Annotated in this window: 13 protein-coding genes; 7 read left to right on the top strand and 6 right to left on the bottom strand. The window is 39.2% G+C overall.

The window, feature by feature from the left end:
• Window positions 1-208: 208 nt before the first annotated feature.
• The gene (locus QOW94_RS09985) at window positions 209-679 is read right to left on the bottom strand and encodes a C40 family peptidase (RefSeq protein WP_283680291.1); all 471 of its coding nucleotides are present in this window, start codon (window positions 677-679) and stop codon (window positions 209-211) included.
• A 47-nt stretch (window positions 680-726) separates the two neighbouring features.
• Complete coding sequence (locus QOW94_RS09980; RefSeq protein ID WP_283680290.1) at window positions 727-1,623, bottom strand: GH25 family lysozyme; 897 nt, start codon at window positions 1,621-1,623, stop codon at window positions 727-729.
• A 377-nt stretch (window positions 1,624-2,000) separates the two neighbouring features.
• Between QOW94_RS09980 and QOW94_RS09975 the strand changes: the two genes are divergently transcribed.
• From QOW94_RS09975 to QOW94_RS09965, 3 genes are all read left to right on the top strand, one after another.
• Window positions 2,001-4,589, top strand: coding sequence for a YfhO family protein (locus tag QOW94_RS09975; protein WP_283680289.1), 2,589 nt, complete (start codon window positions 2,001-2,003; stop codon window positions 4,587-4,589).
• A gap of 206 nt (window positions 4,590-4,795) precedes the next feature.
• Window positions 4,796-5,698 carry a phosphogluconate dehydrogenase (NAD(+)-dependent, decarboxylating) gene (gene gnd, locus QOW94_RS09970; RefSeq protein WP_283680288.1) on the top strand — a complete coding sequence of 301 codons (903 nt, stop codon included), beginning with the start codon at window positions 4,796-4,798 and terminating at the stop codon, window positions 5,696-5,698.
• A 491-nt stretch (window positions 5,699-6,189) separates the two neighbouring features.
• Window positions 6,190-7,704 (top strand): MFS transporter, encoded by a 1,515-nt coding sequence (locus QOW94_RS09965; RefSeq protein WP_283680287.1) that lies wholly within the window; start codon window positions 6,190-6,192, stop codon window positions 7,702-7,704.
• Between the two features lie 150 nt (window positions 7,705-7,854).
• Here the strand turns inward: QOW94_RS09965 and QOW94_RS09960 are convergent, their stop codons facing one another.
• Complete coding sequence (locus QOW94_RS09960; RefSeq protein WP_283680286.1) at window positions 7,855-8,817, bottom strand: AraC family transcriptional regulator; 963 nt, start codon at window positions 8,815-8,817, stop codon at window positions 7,855-7,857.
• A 90-nt stretch (window positions 8,818-8,907) separates the two neighbouring features.
• On the opposite strand from QOW94_RS09960, the gene QOW94_RS09955 reads away from it, so the two are divergent.
• A complete protein-coding gene (locus QOW94_RS09955; protein WP_283680285.1) occupies window positions 8,908-11,637 on the top strand; it encodes a family 78 glycoside hydrolase catalytic domain in 2,730 nt (909 codons plus the stop codon).
• Between the two features lie 72 nt (window positions 11,638-11,709).
• Here QOW94_RS09955 and QOW94_RS09950 read toward each other — a convergent pair whose 3' ends face one another.
• Window positions 11,710-12,900: a helix-turn-helix domain-containing protein gene (locus QOW94_RS09950; RefSeq protein WP_283680284.1), complete on the bottom strand. Its 1,191-nt coding sequence runs from the start codon at window positions 12,898-12,900 to the stop codon at window positions 11,710-11,712.
• A 125-nt stretch (window positions 12,901-13,025) separates the two neighbouring features.
• On the opposite strand from QOW94_RS09950, the gene QOW94_RS09945 reads away from it, so the two are divergent.
• Window positions 13,026-14,474 carry an MFS transporter gene (locus tag QOW94_RS09945; protein WP_283680283.1) on the top strand — a complete coding sequence of 483 codons (1,449 nt, stop codon included), beginning with the start codon at window positions 13,026-13,028 and terminating at the stop codon, window positions 14,472-14,474.
• 14 nt (window positions 14,475-14,488) lie between these two features.
• Window positions 14,489-16,297 (top strand): beta-glucuronidase, encoded by a 1,809-nt coding sequence (gene uidA, locus QOW94_RS09940; protein ID WP_283680281.1) that lies wholly within the window; start codon window positions 14,489-14,491, stop codon window positions 16,295-16,297.
• A gap of 190 nt (window positions 16,298-16,487) precedes the next feature.
• Here the strand turns inward: uidA and QOW94_RS09935 are convergent, their stop codons facing one another.
• Both QOW94_RS09935 and QOW94_RS09930 read right to left on the bottom strand, forming a co-directional pair.
• Window positions 16,488-17,630, bottom strand: coding sequence for a glycosyltransferase family 2 protein (locus tag QOW94_RS09935; protein ID WP_283680280.1), 1,143 nt, complete (start codon window positions 17,628-17,630; stop codon window positions 16,488-16,490).
• A gap of 85 nt (window positions 17,631-17,715) precedes the next feature.
• Window positions 17,716-19,044 (bottom strand): enolase C-terminal domain-like protein, encoded by a 1,329-nt coding sequence (locus QOW94_RS09930; RefSeq protein WP_283680279.1) that lies wholly within the window; start codon window positions 19,042-19,044, stop codon window positions 17,716-17,718.
• Between the two features lie 135 nt (window positions 19,045-19,179).
• Here QOW94_RS09930 and QOW94_RS11115 point away from each other — a divergent pair.
• Window positions 19,180-19,352: helix-turn-helix domain-containing protein (locus tag QOW94_RS11115; protein WP_502867269.1), on the top strand; the 173-nt coding region annotated here is incomplete at its 3' end.

Genomic DNA, 19,352 nt, shown 5'->3' with positions numbered 1-19,352 from the left:
GATGGGCCAGTTTGACGCTCGGAATTTAATTCCACTGGTGTTGGCGACCTCAACCTCAACTTTAGTATAGTAAAAGAGGTATCAAGATTGTCGTCACAATCTTGATACCTCTTACATTAGGATGTTTGACGAAGAGCCAGTAATGATAAATAGCTAATAAAAAAGCTCCTAACTGGGATTACCAGCTAGGAGCTTTTCTTCAACTTAATTAGTATGATAAATCAGCAGCTCTTGCATAACCAACTGCGTGCCACCATGGAGCGTGGACTTTTTCAGTTACAACGCCACGATTTTGTGAGTCGATCATCTTACCGTTACCGATATACATACCAACATGAGAAATGCTGTGCTTGCTACCACCGAAGAAGACAAGATCACCCTTCTTCAAATGTTTCTTGGAGACGTGCTTTAACTTGTTGTATTGTTGTTGAGCGGTTCTTGGGATATGCTTCTTGATTGATTTCTTGTAGACGTACTTAGTGAAACCAGAACAGTCGAATCTAGAAGGACCAGTTGCGCCCCAAACATATCTAGCACCAAGGTGAGCCTTAGCCGTTTTTAAGACCTTACTGTACTCGTGCTTTGCTGCACTTGCGTTGTCAGCTGTTTGATATGAAGCAGCAAAGAATGCAAATACCGCTGCGACTAATAATAATGGTTTTAAGATGGTGTTTTTTATGCTTGTAGAAAAGATAATGAATTACTCCTTTATTTTGAAATTATTTTTTAGTAAACGTAAGCCTTGTTGGCTGTGATGTATTTTCCGTTAGTTAATTGGAATCTGTAAGCCCCGTGATCTGAGCGAACAACGTCTTTAACCTTCAAGGTCTTTGCTGCCTTGACCTTAGTTGAACGGTGCTTAAAGTTTTTATCAGTATATTCATAGACTGATTTCTTAGTTTCAATTTTTTTATCACTTGGAACTGAGGTGAAGTAAGTTGGCTTTGCAACACTCTTTGAACCGTACCATGAGTTAATTGCAGTGGTGTTTAATGCCTTGTTTAAATCAACTCGATTAGGAATCCCACTGATTTTACCCTTTGATGTGTATTGCCATAAGTCAGCGTCTACGTTTGGCTTAGCTGAGTAGTTAGCAATCCAAGAACCATCAAACTTTGAGTAGTTGATTTTGTGAACTTGTACGTAGTTTTGGTATGAGTAGTAAACTAATGGTTTGTCAGTCAACTTTCGCATTTGGCTTAACCAAGCGTTGACATATGATTGTTCGCTACCCTTACCCTTACGGTGTTCGTTGTCTAATACGTAGAAACGAGCCTTTTGACTTGCCCGGCTATAGAACGCCTTGGCTTCCTTTTTTGCGTCGGCCACACTACTGAACTCAGCGTATGCGTATTGACCAAATGGAACGCCATTGTTGTATGCGCCGTTAGCATTAATATCTTTATTTTTATCAACGGAGAAATCTGCGTCGCCGTTGTTTCCGTGTTGAACTCGGATGATTGCCATTTTTAGGCTTTTAGAAGCTTTATTCCAATTGATTGTTCCCTGATATTGAGAAACGTCTGCAATTTTCGTCTTGCTGGCGAATGCAGATGTGCTAAAAGTGAAAGCGGCAAGTGCACCCATGAAGAATCCAGCTAATTTTTTCTTATTAATAGACATGTAAGATGTCCCCCTTGTTTAATTTACAAAGAGAATTATAAAAAATTAATGCTACCAGCAGGTATCAGGACTGTGTCATAAATGTTAAGAAAAGTTTCAACCAAAATTCATGTTCTTTTAGTGTTGATATAGTAGGCTTAAATGCAAACATATATTTTTGAAAAAAGTTAAAAAAAGCCAAAATTTTCTAGTTTTTGCTGAAAAAAGCTTGAAAAAGAGGAAAATGTTGCAAAAAGCACTGGATGATGTAACATTTGTGCAACCTTTTTTAGCATTTGGTAATGACTTAGCTAGGAAATAAGTTATTATCAGTTAAAAGGCGTAAATGCGGTAAAATAATTTTATTAAGAGAAACTACAGTTAGAGAGAGTTCTATTATGCAAAACAGTGGTAAACAAAAAATTCGTTTCTATATTGAAGCAATTATCATTCCAATTATTGTTGTATCAGTGATTTTTATGTTCCTTCAGGTCGCTCCCTTTGGCCAAAATACATTTTTGATCAGCGATTTATCAACGCAATATCTCCAATTTTTTACGGAATTAAAACGTCAATTGATTCACTTTAACTTTTCTACATATTCGTTTTTGATATCGTTAGGTGATGGGACAGTTCCCATCTATTCCTACTATTTATTAAGTCCATTCAACCTAATTATCTTGCTGTTTAAAAATGCGCAATTACCGATTGCAATCAACCTGATTATCTGGCTGAAAATTATTTTGGCCAACATCTCAATGACTTGGTTTTTATCTAAAAAGTATCAGCGGTACGACCTGGTGGCAATCGCTGGTGGAATTGCTTATGGCCTTTGTGGGTTTGTTGCGATGTATTTCTACGATTTAATGTGGCTCGATGCAGTGATGATGTTACCAGTTATCGTCTACTGCCTAGAACAACTATTTTATCGAAATAGGGTCTGGGGGTATGTTGCTGCTCTGACATATACGATCATTACTAACTATTATATGGGCTATATTCTGTGTATTTTTATGCTAATTTACGTTGGCTATTTGACGCTATTAAATCGCAAACCCGAATTAAAGTTTGCACAATTAATTAAAGATAACCGCAAACAATTAGTTAGGTTTCTCTGGTATTCATTGATTTCAGGAGTTCTGTCCGCAGTTATTTTGATTCCGACTGGGATTGCGATGGTTACAACCGGTAAGGGAAGTTTTGCCCTTAAAAATTTCTACCTAAAGGGGAGTTTCAATTTTAGTGCGTTTGCCAATCTTGGGTTGGGGACAAATAACTTTGCTGGCCGATTGGTTCATGGACCAAGTTTATTCTGTGGCAGTTTGTTTATAATCGCGGTGGTGGTGTTTTTCCTTGCACATCAAATTAGTCGTCAGAGTAAACTCGCGGCTGGAATATCGTTGGCAATCATTTGTTTTGCAATGTGGTTCCGACCGCTAAATACAATGTGGCATATGTTTCAAAAGCCGGCGGGGTTTCCGTTTAGAATGGTTTATGTTCTCAGTTTCTTCATCGTTATGATTGGCTTTGAGGCCTATGTTCGCGGAGCTTTTAAGGATACCCATGCACTGATTACTGCTGGGATAATCACTAGCATTGCCCTAACGATTGGTTATGGGTTTGCAAATATGTTCGCTCGGAAACCGGAGCCATTTAATTTCAAGATTCCCCAATTATTTGTCAGTAATTGGTTTTTACTGATTAGCCTCGTTTTCATTTGGCTAACTATCTTGATAATGCGAAATACGATTAGTGGGCCTGGCCCAAGTGGTCATCTTTTATTGTTAGTTATCGCTATTGAAATGAGCCTTAACTTTTTGTTTGCAACCGTTGGCGCTCAGTTTGTGAGCGAAAAGAAGTTCGCGAATGCTTATAATTCAACTTCTGAAATAATGAGGATCTCGAACAAGGATGCATACGAAAAGGGGCAAGTGTACCGATCGGTCGTAATCAATGACCGAATGAAGAATCTGTATGATATTCCTTATTACGGGTACAACGATTCGCTGATTTATTCTAACCGGGGAATTAGTTCTTATAGTTCAACTTTGAATTCCCATACCCACCACGTGCTAGCTAGTCTTGGTTTTTCTACCAGAAATATTCGCCGAATTGATATGCTTGGTGAAAGTGCAGTTACTAATCGATTGCTGGGGATTAGAGATTTAGTTTTAATCGGTAAACGGGACGCAAAGCTGATTAGAAATGAGTCGGTTCCCCCGATTGGTTATATGGTTAGCGATGATATCCAAAATATTAAGTTTGATAAGAATATGGTTTTTAGCAATTTGAATCGACTTGTCCAGGGTGAGTCGGTAACCAGTCACCAATTTTTCCAAGCTCCTCGATCAGTTAAAAGCTTTGAAACGGACAAGAATGGTATCTTTCACTATCGGTTAACGGTGGAACCTAATGTTTCTGGTCCGCAATACCTGTATATTCCTAAGGTTAGATTGTATGGGGTGGGAGTCACCGTTAATGGTCAGAAACTATCCAAATTATATAGTGGCCTTGGGACAGAGATAATTCCCCTTGGAATCCACGATAAGAATAGCAAGATTCACGTAATGATTAAATCTCAGTACGAATTAAAGGGCCTTGCTAGTGATTTTGCAGGACTAGATTTACCGAAGTATAAATCAGCTGTGTTAAACCAAAAATTATCAACGTTCAGATTCAATGATCCAGATAGAATCAATATCAATGGTAGTCACTTTAAAGGCAAAATTAAGGTTAATCAAAATAACCAGACCTTACTTATGAGCATACCTTATGATAAGGGATGGCATGTCAGAGTAAATGGTAAGCCAGCTGATGTAATTAAAGTGGCAGATGGGCTAATTGGAATCAAGCTTCACAGTGGTAAAAGTCAGCTACAGTTTGATTATCGAGTTGAAGGAGCCACAGCGGGGATGATTGTAAGTGGAATTGGTGTCGTAATGGTCCTTGGGAGTGCTGGTTGGCGCCGAAAACGACGCTCTATGTAAATGTTTTACAAAGACTATAGAAATGACAATAAGGCACATATGAACTGAAAAGGCTGATTTAATGCGATTCAACTCAATTTTTGCTAAAAGTTAAAATTATTTTCAAATATATTGTCATTTATACTTGCGAAAATTATTTTCATATTATACAATATGTTTGTAAGTATAAAACTAATATACTAGATGAGATAGGAGACGTATTAAATATGCAAATTGGTATGATTGGTTTGGGTAAAATGGGTCTTAACTTAGTTAAGAACATGATCCGTAACGGCCACGAAGTTGTTGCTTTTGATTTGGATGAAAATAACATTAAGTTAGCTGTTGAGGCAGGTGCTACTGCTGCAACTAGTAACGAAGATCTTGTAAGTAAGTTACAAACTCCAAAGACTGTTTGGATTATGGTTCCAGCTGGTAAGCCAACTGACTCAACTGTTCAAGAAATGGTTGGATTACTTTCAGAAGGCGACTACCTTATCGATGGTGGTAACTCATTCTTCGAAGACTCAGTTCGTCACGGCAAGATTGCTGGCGAAAAGGGAATTAACTTCTTTGACTGTGGTACTTCAGGTGGTAAAGATGGTGCCCTTAACGGCGGTAACTTTATGATCGGTGGCCCAAGTGCTGAAAAGTTCGAACACTTGAAGCCATTATTTGAAGGCATCTCACAAAAAGATGGTTACCTCTACACTGGTCAACCAGGTTCAGGTCACTACTTGAAGATGGTTCATAACGGTATCGAATACGGTATGATGGAAGCTATCGGTGAAGGTTACGATGTTCTTGACCACAGCCCATTTGACTACGACAACGAAGCAGTTGCCAAAGTTTGGGTTAATGGATCAGTTATTCGTGGCTGGCTCATGGAACTCGCCCAAGAAGCATTTGCTAATGATGCTAACTTGGATAACATCTCTGGTAAGATGTTCTCATCTGGTGAAGGTAAGTGGACTGTTCAAGAAGCCCTTAAGCAAGGCATTCCAGTTCCAGTTATCACTGATGCATTGTTCGCACGTAACCGTTCAATGGAAGAAGATACATTCACTGGTAAAGTTGTTTCAGCATTGCGTCACGGATTTGGTGGCCATGCAATGGACATGAAGAAGTAATTTTAGTAAAAATGATAAATAGTCTGGGACATAACTAGGCTAATCGAAAAAAGTAGCGATAAATTTCATTTTCTTGAAATTTATCGTTACTTTTTTGCTTTCATCCAAATCCTTGCTACACGCAGTAACCATCAGGACTGAGACCCATTATTCATGGATCTCAGTTACTGTTGGTCTTGCGGGGGTGGGACGACGAAAGCATCTTCGTATGCTTTCTGTTCCACTCCCTTTTTGTTACTCAAGCAACATTAATGAACTAGATCAGCACTGAAAATAGCATATTAACCAGTTGTTTTCCAATCTGTAGATATGGTACAGAATTAATAACATTATTCAATTACCTGCATTAGTTTAAGCACTTTGGCCAAATTTTCGTTGACTTTATCGTTGCTAAGCCGTTTAATAATAAATGTAAGCGGTTACGTAATTTTGTTACTAACTCGTTTTCCTGGTTTTTAGTAAATTTTGTGCTTGCTTAGGAGGAAACAAAAGTGAAAAGAAAAGTAACTTGGCGGAATATATTTGGGTATGGTGCCGCGGATTTGTTCGGAAACGGAGCAATGACGGTCGCATCAACCTGGATGTTATTCTTCTACACATCGTTTGGTGGTTTATCACCAGTTTTAGCCGGAACGATTTTGGCGATTGCCCGGGTGGCAGATTCATTCATTAGTCCTTTGATGGGATATATGACTGATCACTTTGGAGCAACAAAGTTAGGTCGTAAGTTCGGTCGGCGCCGGTTCTTCTTGTTAATTGCTATTCCTTTAATGTTTATCTATGTTATTATTTGGTTCGCTCACATGGGATTCTGGTTCTACCTAATCACTTACCTATTAATGGAAGCGTTTACGGCATTGATTATGATTCCTTACGAAACTTTAGCCGCTGAAATGACAGATGACTATGATACTAAGTCTCGACTATCAAGTTCTAGAATGCTCTGGTCAGCTCTTGCCACATTCTTGGCATCATGGTTGCCAGGTCGGGTCTTCGCCATCATGGGAAAGAATAACCCTAACGCATTCTTAACAATCGGTATTACTTTAGGAGTTGTCTTTATCCTAGCAATTGGATTAACTTACTTCTCTACATTTGAAAGAGAAACCGATGGTACTCCTGAAGAAAAGAAAGCAATCATTGAAGCAAGCTCAAATAAGGGTGAGAACCCATTGAAGTCAATGTGGAACATGATCAAGGACATGGGTTCAGTATTTAGAATCAAGTCTTATGCTCTACATCTCGGAATTTACCTCACATCATTTACTGCTCGTGATATTATTGGGGCAACCTACGTTTACTACATTGTTTACGCAATGCACAGTAACCCAACCCAAGCCTCAAATATTTTGACATTCGGTTCCATCATCGGAATCCCATGTAACTTATTATGGCCACGGATCATGAGTAAACTTGGACCTTCGAAGTTACTTAGAATTATGTACGTAACCATGTTCTTTACAGTTGCATGTTACGCCGGCTTATATTACGGCAATGCAGCTGGAACTAGCTGGGCACTTATGGCTCTTTACGCATTACAAATTACTTGGGGTATCTCAAACTCAGGTACAGGTTATGTTCCTTGGACTGTTTACACATTTATTCCTGACGTTGACGAAATTGTTACCAAGCAACGTCGTGAAGGGGTCTTTGCAGGTATCATGACCTTTGCTCGTAAGACAACCTCTGCTCTTGCTCCATTCTTGACAGGGATTGTATTGTCAGCCTTTGGATTTAGCGAAACAGCTAAGACTCAAAGTGCTGGTGCCATGAACGGTTTGATTATTTGGATGTTAGGTGGAGCTACTGTAATGCTCATCTCTGCATACGTCTTGACCTACTTCTTCAAACTCGACCACGAACACCACAACGTTCTTAGAGCTGAAATTGATCGGCTTAAGGATGGCGGTAAGATGGAAGACGTTGAACCTCAAACTAAGAAGGTTGTTGAAGGCCTTACTGGATTTAGCTACGACCGTCTTTGGGGTCACAACAACATCGTCTAACCTAGCCCTAAAAAATATTAAAGACTGATTCGATAATTCAATATTAACAACGGTTTTTAAAGAATTAGTTAAAGGTGGATAATTAAGAAGCAGTAACTATTTTGGGAAATCGATAATAGTTACTGCTTTTTATTTATAATTGAATTTATGTTAATGCCGACTCTGCATTGGGGTTTCTCCAAATGCATCGTGGTACTTTTTATAAAAATTAGTCTTGTTTTTAATTCCAACAGAGTCCATTACATCTTTAATAGGTAGCTTGGAGTTGGTTATCAACTCGTGAGCGGTAATTAGGCGTTTGAATGAAATGACTTCGGAAAATGAATTCCCCGTTACTTTTGTGATTAGGTTGCCAAGGTAGTTACGGTTATAACCATACTTAGTGGCGATTTTTTCAAGGGAAGTGGTCTGGTAATGATTATCAATTTCCGTTAAAACATTGGCAATAAGCTTCTCTGTGTTGGTCAGTGCTATATCATCGCTGATGGTGTATTGGCGCGCAAGCTGAAGGATTAGGATTGACAAGTACGATGTGATGATTGAATCCGAAAACTCTTTGTCTAAATAGTATTCTTCGATGATTCGGTCAATTGTATTGATAACTGAAGTTGCCTCTAAATCTTTAAAGATGCTGTAGCGATTCGAATTAGTGTGTTCCGTTTTCTTATCTAGTAAGTATCGATATAAAACGCTCTGGTTGGTTTTCAGCTCCTTCAATGAGTTGAGATTAACCTGGTCGTCTTGAAACAAGATGTTGATTAACAAATCACTGTTACCAAGATAGCCGATAGAGTGCGGACACCCAACATCAATCAAAAGAATATCACCCTGATTAAGTCTGACGGGGTTGGAATCGACAATCTCCTCACATGAGCCACGAAGCATATAGTTGATCTCTAAAAAAGTGTGGGTGTGGGTAGGATATGTCGAAAAACGATTATGCCGACTTACGTAGATGCTTTTGCTTTTGAGAAGATAGTTGTTGATAGTGGGAGTAGTCCCAGAATTAGTATACGCATCGGTAGGAACGTCATCGAAAAATTCCTTGGTCCTTAACCGTTTTTTCTCGGTTGAAGTTAGTTGCATTAGTTGATTTAAGATTCGATCGTCCAAAATTATCACCTTAATTAAAATGTTTATGAAACCGTTTTATTGTATGGTTTAGTATAACCCAAAAACAAAAGTCGTGGAAAGGAAATCAACATGAATAAAAACATTATGTCCACAATTACCCCCAGCCATTTGAAGGTAAATCTAGTATCATTCGCGTATGATACTGATGGTGATGCCAGTTTTAGCTGGTGGAACCATAGTAGTGAAAATAACAGTACTCAGCAGGCTTACCAAATCAGAATTGGTAATCGGGCAGTTGACTTACTTAATGACAATGTTTTGTTTGCAACGGAATGGATCGAGTCCAGTGATAATAATGGTGTAAAGCTACCGGAATTAGCTGGATTTTTGCAAGCAAATGAATTGTATTATTGGCAGGTACGAATAAAGGATAACCACGGCAAGATTGGTGACTACTCTCAACCTGCCAAATTTATGGTACCACTAACGTTTGAGCAACCAATCCACGGTATCTGGGCTGGTGATAGGGAAAAGCAAAATAATGAACTACCCCAGCTAGACAACGTTATATTTTTACGGAGCCCTAAGTTCAATATTAGTCTAAAAGATATTGACAGTGCGATTGTGACGGCATTTTCCCGCGGAAGTGAGCCGGAATTTGTTCAAGGATTTGAACTGTCAGTTAATGGTGATGCTACTGCATTAGGTTCTGGCCGTCCCCAAGACTTTTACCACGGTGGGGATGAGACTGCAATTTTTTATAATCGCTACGATGTAACTCATAGTTTAGTAGATGGCGATAATGTGATTGCCGTTTTAGCTGGTGGTGATTCTGATCGGCGTGGCTTTTACTGTCAGTTGGATGTTTACTTAGTTGACGGTTCTCATAAAACGGTGTTGATAACCGATGAGAACTGGAAGTCGTTGGATGGAAGTAGTGCTTTTGGTGACTTTGGGGTGAAAATTCGCAGTATTTATTTCGGAATGATTTCGGAAAATGTGGATATGAATTATTATCCGACAGGCTGGCAAAATGTAGATTTTAATGATTCTAGCTGGGCCGATGCTGCAATTAACCCTGAACCATTAGTTAATGATGATGAAAAACTAGAGCCGTTTGAAAGCGAAAATACTTATCGAATAGCTACTAATGAGCCAACTAAAAAGATAATCAAGCTGGATAATAATCACCTGTTGATTGATCTGGGGAAGGAAATCATTGGCGGCTTAAAGGTTGATATTGATAGCTCAATCGAACAACGAGTTGGCGTTTTGATGGGTGAACAACTTCAAGATGATGGTCACGTCCGTCACGAAATGGCAGCCGGTCCTGACTACGTTGAGAATTGGTCATTGAAGGCCGGGAGAAACCAATTTACTACTTTCCAAATGAAAAACTTTAGGTACGTTGAACTGGTTGGCTTTATTGGCAGTCTTGGCAAGAATGATGTATTAGGTTGGGCAATGCAACAGCCGTTTGATGAGGAAGAAGGTAACTTCGAATCTGATAATGAACTGTTGAACCGGGAGTATGAGCTTTCTAAATACACCATTAAGGCAACCAATCAGGATGTCTTTGTTGATTCCCAGGCTCGGGAACGCCGACCATACGAAGGGGATCTGTTGGTCAATGGTCTGACAAGCTATGCAGTTTCTTCTCACTATTCGTTGTCTAGGCATTCAATCGATTATTGTATTGATAATCCGACGTGGCCAGAAGATTATAAACTGTTCAACGTTGAAATGGCTTGGCTAGATTACCTTTACACTGGTAATTCTGACTTGCTTGAGAGTCGTTACGATGATTTGAAGGTTAAACTAAACCGTGGTAAAGGCGAAGATAGTTTTGATGGCGCCTCGGCAGAATTTAAGGGAGCCTTACGAAATGGTCATGGGGTAGATAATTTCGATGAGCAAGTTGGACTAGTAACGAATGATGGGCTGGTTGACTGGCCAATCAAGGAGCGAGATGGCTACGTGGAAGGAACCTACAACACTCCGTTTAACGCAGTTACCTACGGTGCTTATCAAACAATGGCAAAAATCGCTATGGAAACTGGGCATCAAGAGGATGCTGATAAGTATCGGAGTCGGGCAACAATCATTAAGCAGAAAATGATCGAGCTTTTGTACGATGAAAAGACAGGTCGATTCTATGATTCATTGAATGCAGACTTATCGATTAATAACCACACCTCCCATCATGCTTCTGCTTATGCTCTATGTTATGGGGTCTATGACAGTGATGAAATGGCGAACCAATTGAGTGAATTTGTCGCTAATGATGGCCAGTTCATTGGAAGTGTCTACTTTATTTACTTTATGCTCAAGGGATTGGTTGATAGTGGAAATGCTGATAAGGCGGTCCAATTACTAGCAAATGATGACAAGACAAAGGATGCCAAAACGTTTGCGGCTATTTTAGATACGTTGAAAGCAACGATTGCCCCAGAGGCTTGGAGTAATTTCTACAAGCCAAATCTAACGCTGTCTCATCCATGGGGCGCAACGCCTGGTTTGACGATTGTTCAAGGAATTATGGGAATTGTACCGTTAAAACCAGGATTTGCTGAATTCCAAGTTAAAGTACGACCTGGTAATTTGAAACGGTTATCAGTATCAACCCCATCAGCTCGGGGAATGATTCGGGTGAACTATACCCAAACTGGGGATGAAGTTGTGCTGAATATTGATGTTCCGATGAATTCACTCGCTCAAGTCAGTGTCCCCCAAGATGGGGCCTCAGTGACGATTGACGGTGCTGAGTGTCATGAAGATCAAGACGAAATCAAGATTGGATCTGGAAGACATGAAGTGAGGTATGAGGTGAGAGAGTTAAGCTCGATTAAATCAAAATAGTAATTAAATGGAAATGCTTGATAATTGAGAGCCAGCCCCAACTAAACTTAAGGCTTAGTTGGGACTGGCTTTTTATTGATGTTGAGTTTTTAAATAGTTTCTTGGTGATGTGCCGACATACTTTTTAAACACTTTTGAGAAATATGCTGTGTCACTGTATCCGAGTAGCAAAGCAACGTCGGTTACAGATATTGATTCGTCCATGAGAAGGCTTTTTGCTCGAGATACCTTTTTTATATTAATGAAATCTGTGAGGGTGGTCCCGGTTTCTGCCTTGAACAATCTGGAAAGATAAGAAGCGTTAATTCCTAAATATTTGGCAATTTCGGAGACTGCAATAGTGTCACCAATGTTGATTTGGATGTAGGTGATTGCCCGATTGATGATTGGAGAATACTTAGTAGAAGTGAGATTATGAACGGCCTCCGTGTATTCTGATGTCATTTCAGTCATTACCTTTTTAATTCCGGATAGTGTCTGTTGGCGCTCAATAATGATGGCGTACTTTGATGAAATTGCATCGAGATAGATTGGGTGGACCCCGCCATTTCTGGCAGCTATGCGGGAAATGGTATTACTTACAAAACCAATGTTTTTTGCTGATCTTAGTGAGTTGCCGGGGATTCTATTTGAAAATAGGGTCAGCAAATCATACATTCCTCCCATTAGTTTTTGAACTTCGGCTGAATTACCGTCGGCTAGGGCAGTCATGAATTTTGATTCAAACGAGTATCTCTTTTCAATCTCGGTAAGATCTGGCTTTTCGAAAATCGGGGTTTTAAAGGTTGCTGTTTTTGAAACTGGTGATGGTTCTTGAGTGGTGGGGTGACTAAGCATGGACTTGAACGCCAAGGAGAAACTATTGAGTTCCGTTGAGGATAATTCTGGTAGGGATTTTATTAAGGACAGGAACCGGTTTTGACTAGATAAATTTAGGCCAGCTTTAACAAGGTGGCTTTCTATTTTGTTCCCTTTAGTTTCAGCTCCGGTATAGGGGCCAACGATTATTCCGCCAATTAATTCATTGTTTTCAACGATCGGGACAACTAGTAGGTGAATTTGGTTTGAATCAATAATTTCAAATGGATGTTGTCTGGCTGAATGGGTTAATTCATCCATCAAATAATCCATAATTTGGTTGATCGGATAAGTAATGGTAGTATTTTCAGCCACTATGGTTCCGGTGATGTCAGTCAATCTGGTGTCTAACCTGCTGATAGAATTAAACACGGTGACTAGGTGGTAGTATTTTGAAAGGGTCATTGGGTGCCTCCAATTCTTTTGTAATTAAAATACAATAATAGTCATTATTTTACAAGTAAGCGGTTACAACAAAATGTATAGTTGAGCTTGTAAAGAAATGAACTTTTGAATTGGAGGAGGATACAATGAAAGAAATTAAGCTGACGATGAAGGAGAAGACGGCGTACGGCCTAGGAGATCTTGGGAACGGCCTAATGTTTCAGTTTGCTCAGCTGTTTCTACTAAAGTTCTACACTGATGTATTGCAAATCCCTGCGTATTGGGGTGGATTAATATTTTTAATTGCTAAATTTTTTGATGCTATTATCGATACCAGTGTTGGAGCGTATGTGGATTCAAGGAAAAAGATTAGTAAACGGGGAAAGTTTAGACCATATATTTTGTATGGATCATTTTTCTTAGGATTATCTACAATTGCCTGTTTCGTCTCGCCTAACCTTAATGAAACCGGGAGAATCATATGTGCCTTTGTGACATACAACATTATGGGCTTCTTCTACTCAGTAGTTAATATTCCATATGGTTCGCTGGCTTCGGTTATGACAATGGACTCGGGTGATAGAACCTCCTTGGCTGCCTCAAGAAACTTAACGGGTCAGCTTGCGGCATTATTGACAGGAGCCGCAGTTATTCCTTTGGTAGCAATGTTTACCACACCAGCAATGGGGTATTTAAGTACAGTTGCTGTTTTTGCCATCTTGGGTGTCATCTCACAATTATTATGCTATGCGGGGACCACAGAGAATATTCATGCCACGGTTCCACGGCAAAAGGGGGATGGTTGGAAGTCGATTAAAGATCTGCTGACTAATAAGCCGTTCTTGATTTTGTCAGTATACACAATTCTAAGTGTGGGATCGATGTTCTTAAAAATGGGAATTCAACTTTATTATTTCCAGTATGTTTTAGGACAGGAAGGCTTAGTAAGTATTGTCAGTGTGTTAAGTGCATTATCAATTATTCCAGCGGTTATTTTTGCTACCCCATTAGTTAATAGGATTGGTAAGAAAAACGTTGCCATTATCGGAATGACTGGGTTTACGATTGCCGAGTTGATAAATTACTTTTTCACTGGGCACAGTATCGTATCCTACTTAGTTGTTAACACATTTTCATACATGTTTCTTGGCTTTAGCAATACAGTTGCATTTGCCTTTGTAAATGACATCATTGAATATAGCCAGTTGAAAACAGGGATTAGATCAGAGGGAATCATCTATTCTGGCTATTCTTTTATTAGGAAAATTGCTCAGGGGGTCGCCGGCTTTATTCCAGGATTAGCATTAACGATGGTCGGTTATGTGGCTAACAAGCCCCAAACTAGTTCAACCCTATCAGGTATTAGTATGGTTTACTTCTTGATTCCAGCAATTGCTAGTATTGTTTCGTGTGTGATTTTCTTCTTTGGTTATTCGTTAACTGATGAAAAGCACGATGAGATTGTTAAGGAATTACAAGCTCAAGAGAATGCTAAGTCCGCTCAAAAGAAAAGTTCAGAAATTGAACCAATCACTGATTTAAATAATCAACCAGCCACTGACATAAGTCTCGCTGGAAATATCAACTCAAAATAATTGGAGGAAAAAACATGTTATATCCAGAAAACACTGAAACTAGAACTGTAATTGACTTATCAGGAATGTGGAAATTTATGATTGATAAGGAAGTTACCCCAATTGACGTAAATAAGCCATTACCAACGAAGACTGAACTATCAGTACCGTCATCGTTCAATGATCAGACAGCTTCTAAAGAGATTCGGGAGCACGTTGGGTATGTTTGGTACGAAAAGGATTTTACAGTTTCAAATGTATTGAAAAGTCAACGGTTAGTATTGAGATTTGGCTCAGCAACTCATGAAGCTTGGGTTTACCTAAATGGTCAAGAGATCACTCATCACAAGGGAGGCTTTACTCCGTTTGAGGTGGAAATTAATGATTATTTGAGCTCAGGTGAAAACCGGTTAATCGTTAAGCTAAGCAATATGCTAGACTATACCACTTTACCAGTCGGTAATTACAGTGAAGAAAAAGATGAGAACGGCAAGTTAGTGAGGAAGGTTGACGAAAACTTTGACTTCTTCAACTATGCAGGACTCCAACGACCAGTTAAAATCTACTCAACCCCTGCAAGCCATATTGATGATATCACTGTAGTCCCAACTGTTGATTTAGCTGCAAATAGTGCGGACATTACTGTGAATACTGACTTCACTGGTAATGGCGAAGTAACTGTGACGATTTCGGATGAAAATGATCAGGTGGTGGCGACCGCTGATGGAAATGAAACTGAGGTTCACTTAGATAACGTTCATTTATGGCAACCACTGAATGCTTATTTATATACTGCTAAAGTTAGTTTGACTGTTGACGGTGAAGTTGTTGATGTTTACGAGGAACAATTTGGAGTTAGAACCGTCGAGGTGGCAGATGGTAAATTCTTGATTAATGGCAAACCTTTCTACTTCAAAGGATTTGGTAAGCATGAGGACACGTACGTTCATGGCCGTGGCTTTAATGAGCCAGTGAATGTTTTGGACATTAGTTTAATGAAAAAGATGGGGGCCAACTCTTTTAGAACTTCCCATTATCCATATTCTGAGGAAATGATGCGGCTATGTGACCGTGAAGGAATTGTGGTCATTGATGAAACTCCTGCGGTTGGATTGTTGTCTTCATTTAACTTTGACCTTTCTATTCTGGAATCTGACGATTTTACGGATGACACTTGGACAACCATGAAGACTGCCGAAGCTCACGAACAAGTGCTGCGAGAAATTATCAATCGTGATAAAAATCGAGCATGTGTCGTGATGTGGTCAATTGCCAATGAAGCTGCTAATTATTCAAAAGGTTCGCATGAATACTGCAAGCCATTGTTTGATTTGGCCAGAAAGCTTGATTCTCAGAAACGCCCACGGACATACACAAGTATCATGATGTCGAATCCTAGAACCGACAAGTGCATTGACCTAGTTGATGTGATTGCCCTTAACCGGTATTACGGTTGGTATGTAGGTAATGGTGATTTGAAACGTGCTGAAACGGCAACTAGAGATGAGTTGCTTGAATACCAAGCAAAGTTCCCGGATAAGCCAATTATTTATACTGAATATGGTGCGGATACCGTTGCTGGAATGCATGGTAACTACGGTGAACCATTTACCGAAGAATTCCAAGAGGATTACTTCAGAATGGCAAGCAAGGTATTTGATGAAATATCAAACTTTGTGGGCGAACAACTCTGGAACTTTGCGGATTTCCAAACAAAATTTGGAATTCAACGAGTTCAAGGTAATAAGAAGGGCGTATTTACCAGATCTCGTGAACCAAAGATGGTGGTTAGGTATCTGTCAGATAGGTGGAATGGGATTCCGGAATTTGGGTATAAAAAATAAATTCTTTATAGATATAAGATGATAAAAGGAGCCTATAAAGTTAGAGATTACTCTAACTTTATAGGCTCTTTTTTCAGTGCACTTCATAATGCTTAGGCTTAAATTTTTCCAAAGCGTGGTCGGTCTTAACCCAGTCCCGATGACCAATAATAAATCGGAAGAAGGCAATGTAGACTACTGGAGCAATCGACTATGCATATGCAAAGTTTTCCATTGCCATCACGATTTCTTGAGGAAAGGTTGATGATCGTGTGAATGATGAACCAAGACGATTGGCTTCTTGAATCAAGATTAAAGTGATAGTGGTTCCGGTGATTATTAAACCAGCCACAACTTCAATCACAAATAGTGGAATATACTGCAACTCCCAAATAAATACAAAAATTGATAGAAAAGATCCCGCCATGAATAGCAGAGAGGCAAACGGCACGCATAGAAATAACAGGAGGTCCCATTTAAGATGAGTTGAAATATTTTTGGTTGTGATGATTTGCTTCCAGTATCTAAAAAGACATTCCATACCACCTTGGCACCATCTTACTCTTTGGCGAATGAATGGCCAATATTTCTGGACTCCTTGTTGGGGTAACGAAGTGTGGGATAAAAAGAGCCCCTTATAGTTTTGAAAAATTCCGTTCAATGAAAATTCAAGGTCGTCTAGTAATGAATTGTGCCATCTAACTGCGCTCGCCATTTTCAAAGTCATGAACTGGCCATTGCCACTGGAGATTGCCGAACCCCAACCAGTTCTGAGAATTTGAGTAAGAAAATTTGTAACTCCAAATTCCAACCCTTGCATTTTGGTTAAAAAGCTTGATTGATTTGAGATACCAATAGCTGTTTGGACAAGATCATAGTCAGTGTATATAAAGGGGGCCTCGATTTCAGCCAACAAATTTGAGTTAATGGTCGTGTCGGAGTCAATTACACCGACAATCGTTTTGTTGGGATTGTGATTCTGTAACTCAATATAGTGAAGAGCCCTATTTAAAGCATTCCCTTTTCCTGTTTGGGCATCAGGTTTATTGCGAGTAATTACATGAACCTGCGGGTTATTCGAATAACTAGCCAAAATTTGAGGTGTGTAGTCAGTTGATGCATCGTTGATTGGAATTATGTGGACAAAGGCATTGACTTTATCAGCTGCCAGAATTAAACCATCAATTGTTTTCTTAATAGTTGTTTGTTCATTCAGAGCAGGGACAAGAACGTACATGTCCTGAATTTTCCGGTGAGGATTAGAATCCCACGTGTTGATATTTGGCTTATGGTGAAGAATCGTAGTTAGGTTCCAAATTGCGAAAAACGAAGTTCCAGCAAGTGAAACATACAATAAAGATATGAATACCGTTATTAATAGTTCCGTAATTTTACCTCCATTTTTCGAGAGACAGGTAGGCAGATATGTGATTACTTTTTTATCTGACCATCGCAGGCTTTTTAGGATCGAATTTCCAGTTGTTGATTAGGTATTGCATTGCAATTGAATCATCTCTATTTGAAATTTTATGCTCCAAATATAGTTGGTTAGCCCTTTTAAGGGCATCAAAGTCAATTTCGACGCCTAATCCTATTGAAGAAGATGGTAAACTTATTTTTCCATTCTTTATCGACAGTGGATTTTTTGTAAGGTATTGACCATCTTGCCAAATCCAGTGTGTATCAATTGCATAAATATTTCCAGGAGCAGCTGCAGCCGCATTTACGGACATTGCTAATGATATGTCGAAATGATTATTTGAGTGAATACCCCAGTTTAACCCAAAATGATTACACAACTGAGCAACTTCAACAGAGCCTTCCATCGTCCAAAAATGTGGATCGGCTAATGGAATAGAAATGCTGTTTAGAGTTAGAGCGTGTTGCAATTGTCTCCAGTCAGTTGCAATCATGTTTGTCGCAGTGGGAATATTTGTCAGCCGTTGGAACTCTGCCATTATCTCTCGACCAGAAAATCCGTTTTCTGCCCCACAAGGGTCTTCGATATATGTTAAATCTTCATGCAATTCATCTGCATATTTAGTAGCTTGAGCTAGGCTCCAAGCTCCATTAGGGTCTAAATCCAGTTTAATGGTTGGAAAAGCCCGATGGAGTAATTTTATGGTTTTTACTTCATCCTCCCCATCTAATACACCGCCCTTTAATTTAAAAGTTCTAAATCCATATCGCTTATAGGCTGACTTTGCTTGCTTTACAATTGCATCTGGTGTCAAAGCTGGTTGCCTTCTTATGGATTCCCAACTATTATCATTTGTATTCCATTTTTGGTAATCTAAATCTGTTTTTTTACTGTCTCCAATGTAAAAAAGGTACCCAAGAATGTCTACTTCTTCTCTTTGCTGGCCATTTCCAAGTAATTCAGCAACGGGGACTCGTAAAAATTTACCAAGTAAGTCTAGTAGTGCAGTTTCAACGGCAGTTATAACATGAATAGTTGTACGTTGATCAAAAGTTTGATTTCCGCGTCCACGCTTATCTAATTGTGAATATTTATGGTTTATTGATGCCATAATTTGCTTAAAAGAAGTTATTGGTTTGCCAAGTATTAAATCTTTACAAGCATTAAGAGTATTAGTGATAGTTTCCCCTCCAGGAACTTCTGAGACTCCGATATCATCTGTGTTAGTTGTCATCACAACAATGTTTCTGGTAAAGAATGGAAAGTGGGCTCCACTAAGATTTAACAGCATGCTGTCGCGACCTGCAACAGGATAAACGTCTATTTTTACAATGTGAGGAATTGACATGTTTTTAATCTCCTTTATTTGTAGTTATAACATTCAAAAGTGGTTATAATCAAAAAAGTTCTCATGGAGATACTCCTAGTATGTTGGACACGGAAATAATTAAAATTCCGGGTTCATATACTAGGAGTTTTTATATTGACTAAATATCGCTACACCATAGACGAAAAATTATTCTTTCTTAATTTGCTTGCTCAGGGTTGGACGGCTACCGCCATCCAAGAGGAATATGGGGTTAAACGCGACACTGTTAAATACTGGAATCAAACATATCAAAAGACTGGTATCGAAGGATTGAAAAGAAGACAGTT

Origin of the sequence: Lentilactobacillus sp. Marseille-Q4993 (genome assembly GCF_951230165.1) — a bacterium.
Lineage (GTDB): Bacteria > Bacillota > Bacilli > Lactobacillales > Lactobacillaceae > Lentilactobacillus.
The sequence above is the reverse complement of the archived record's forward strand: the minus strand, read 5'-3'. Positions and strand labels throughout refer to the sequence as shown.

Excerpts from the sequence above, each read along its gene's own strand:
- QOW94_RS09980 (WP_283680290.1), bottom strand. The coding sequence starts at position 1,623 with ATGTCTATTAATAAGAAAAAATTAGCTGGATTCTTCATGGGTGCACTT.
- QOW94_RS09975 (WP_283680289.1), top strand. The coding sequence starts at position 2,001 with ATGCAAAACAGTGGTAAACAAAAAATTCGTTTCTATATTGAAGCAATT.
- gnd (WP_283680288.1), top strand. The coding sequence starts at position 4,796 with ATGCAAATTGGTATGATTGGTTTGGGTAAAATGGGTCTTAACTTAGTT.
- QOW94_RS09955 (WP_283680285.1), top strand. The coding sequence starts at position 8,908 with ATGAATAAAAACATTATGTCCACAATTACCCCCAGCCATTTGAAGGTA.
- QOW94_RS09950 (WP_283680284.1), bottom strand. The coding sequence starts at position 12,900 with ATGACCCTTTCAAAATACTACCACCTAGTCACCGTGTTTAATTCTATC.
- QOW94_RS09945 (WP_283680283.1), top strand. The coding sequence starts at position 13,026 with ATGAAAGAAATTAAGCTGACGATGAAGGAGAAGACGGCGTACGGCCTA.
- uidA (WP_283680281.1), top strand. The coding sequence starts at position 14,489 with ATGTTATATCCAGAAAACACTGAAACTAGAACTGTAATTGACTTATCA.
- QOW94_RS09930 (WP_283680279.1), bottom strand. The coding sequence starts at position 19,044 with ATGTCAATTCCTCACATTGTAAAAATAGACGTTTATCCTGTTGCAGGT.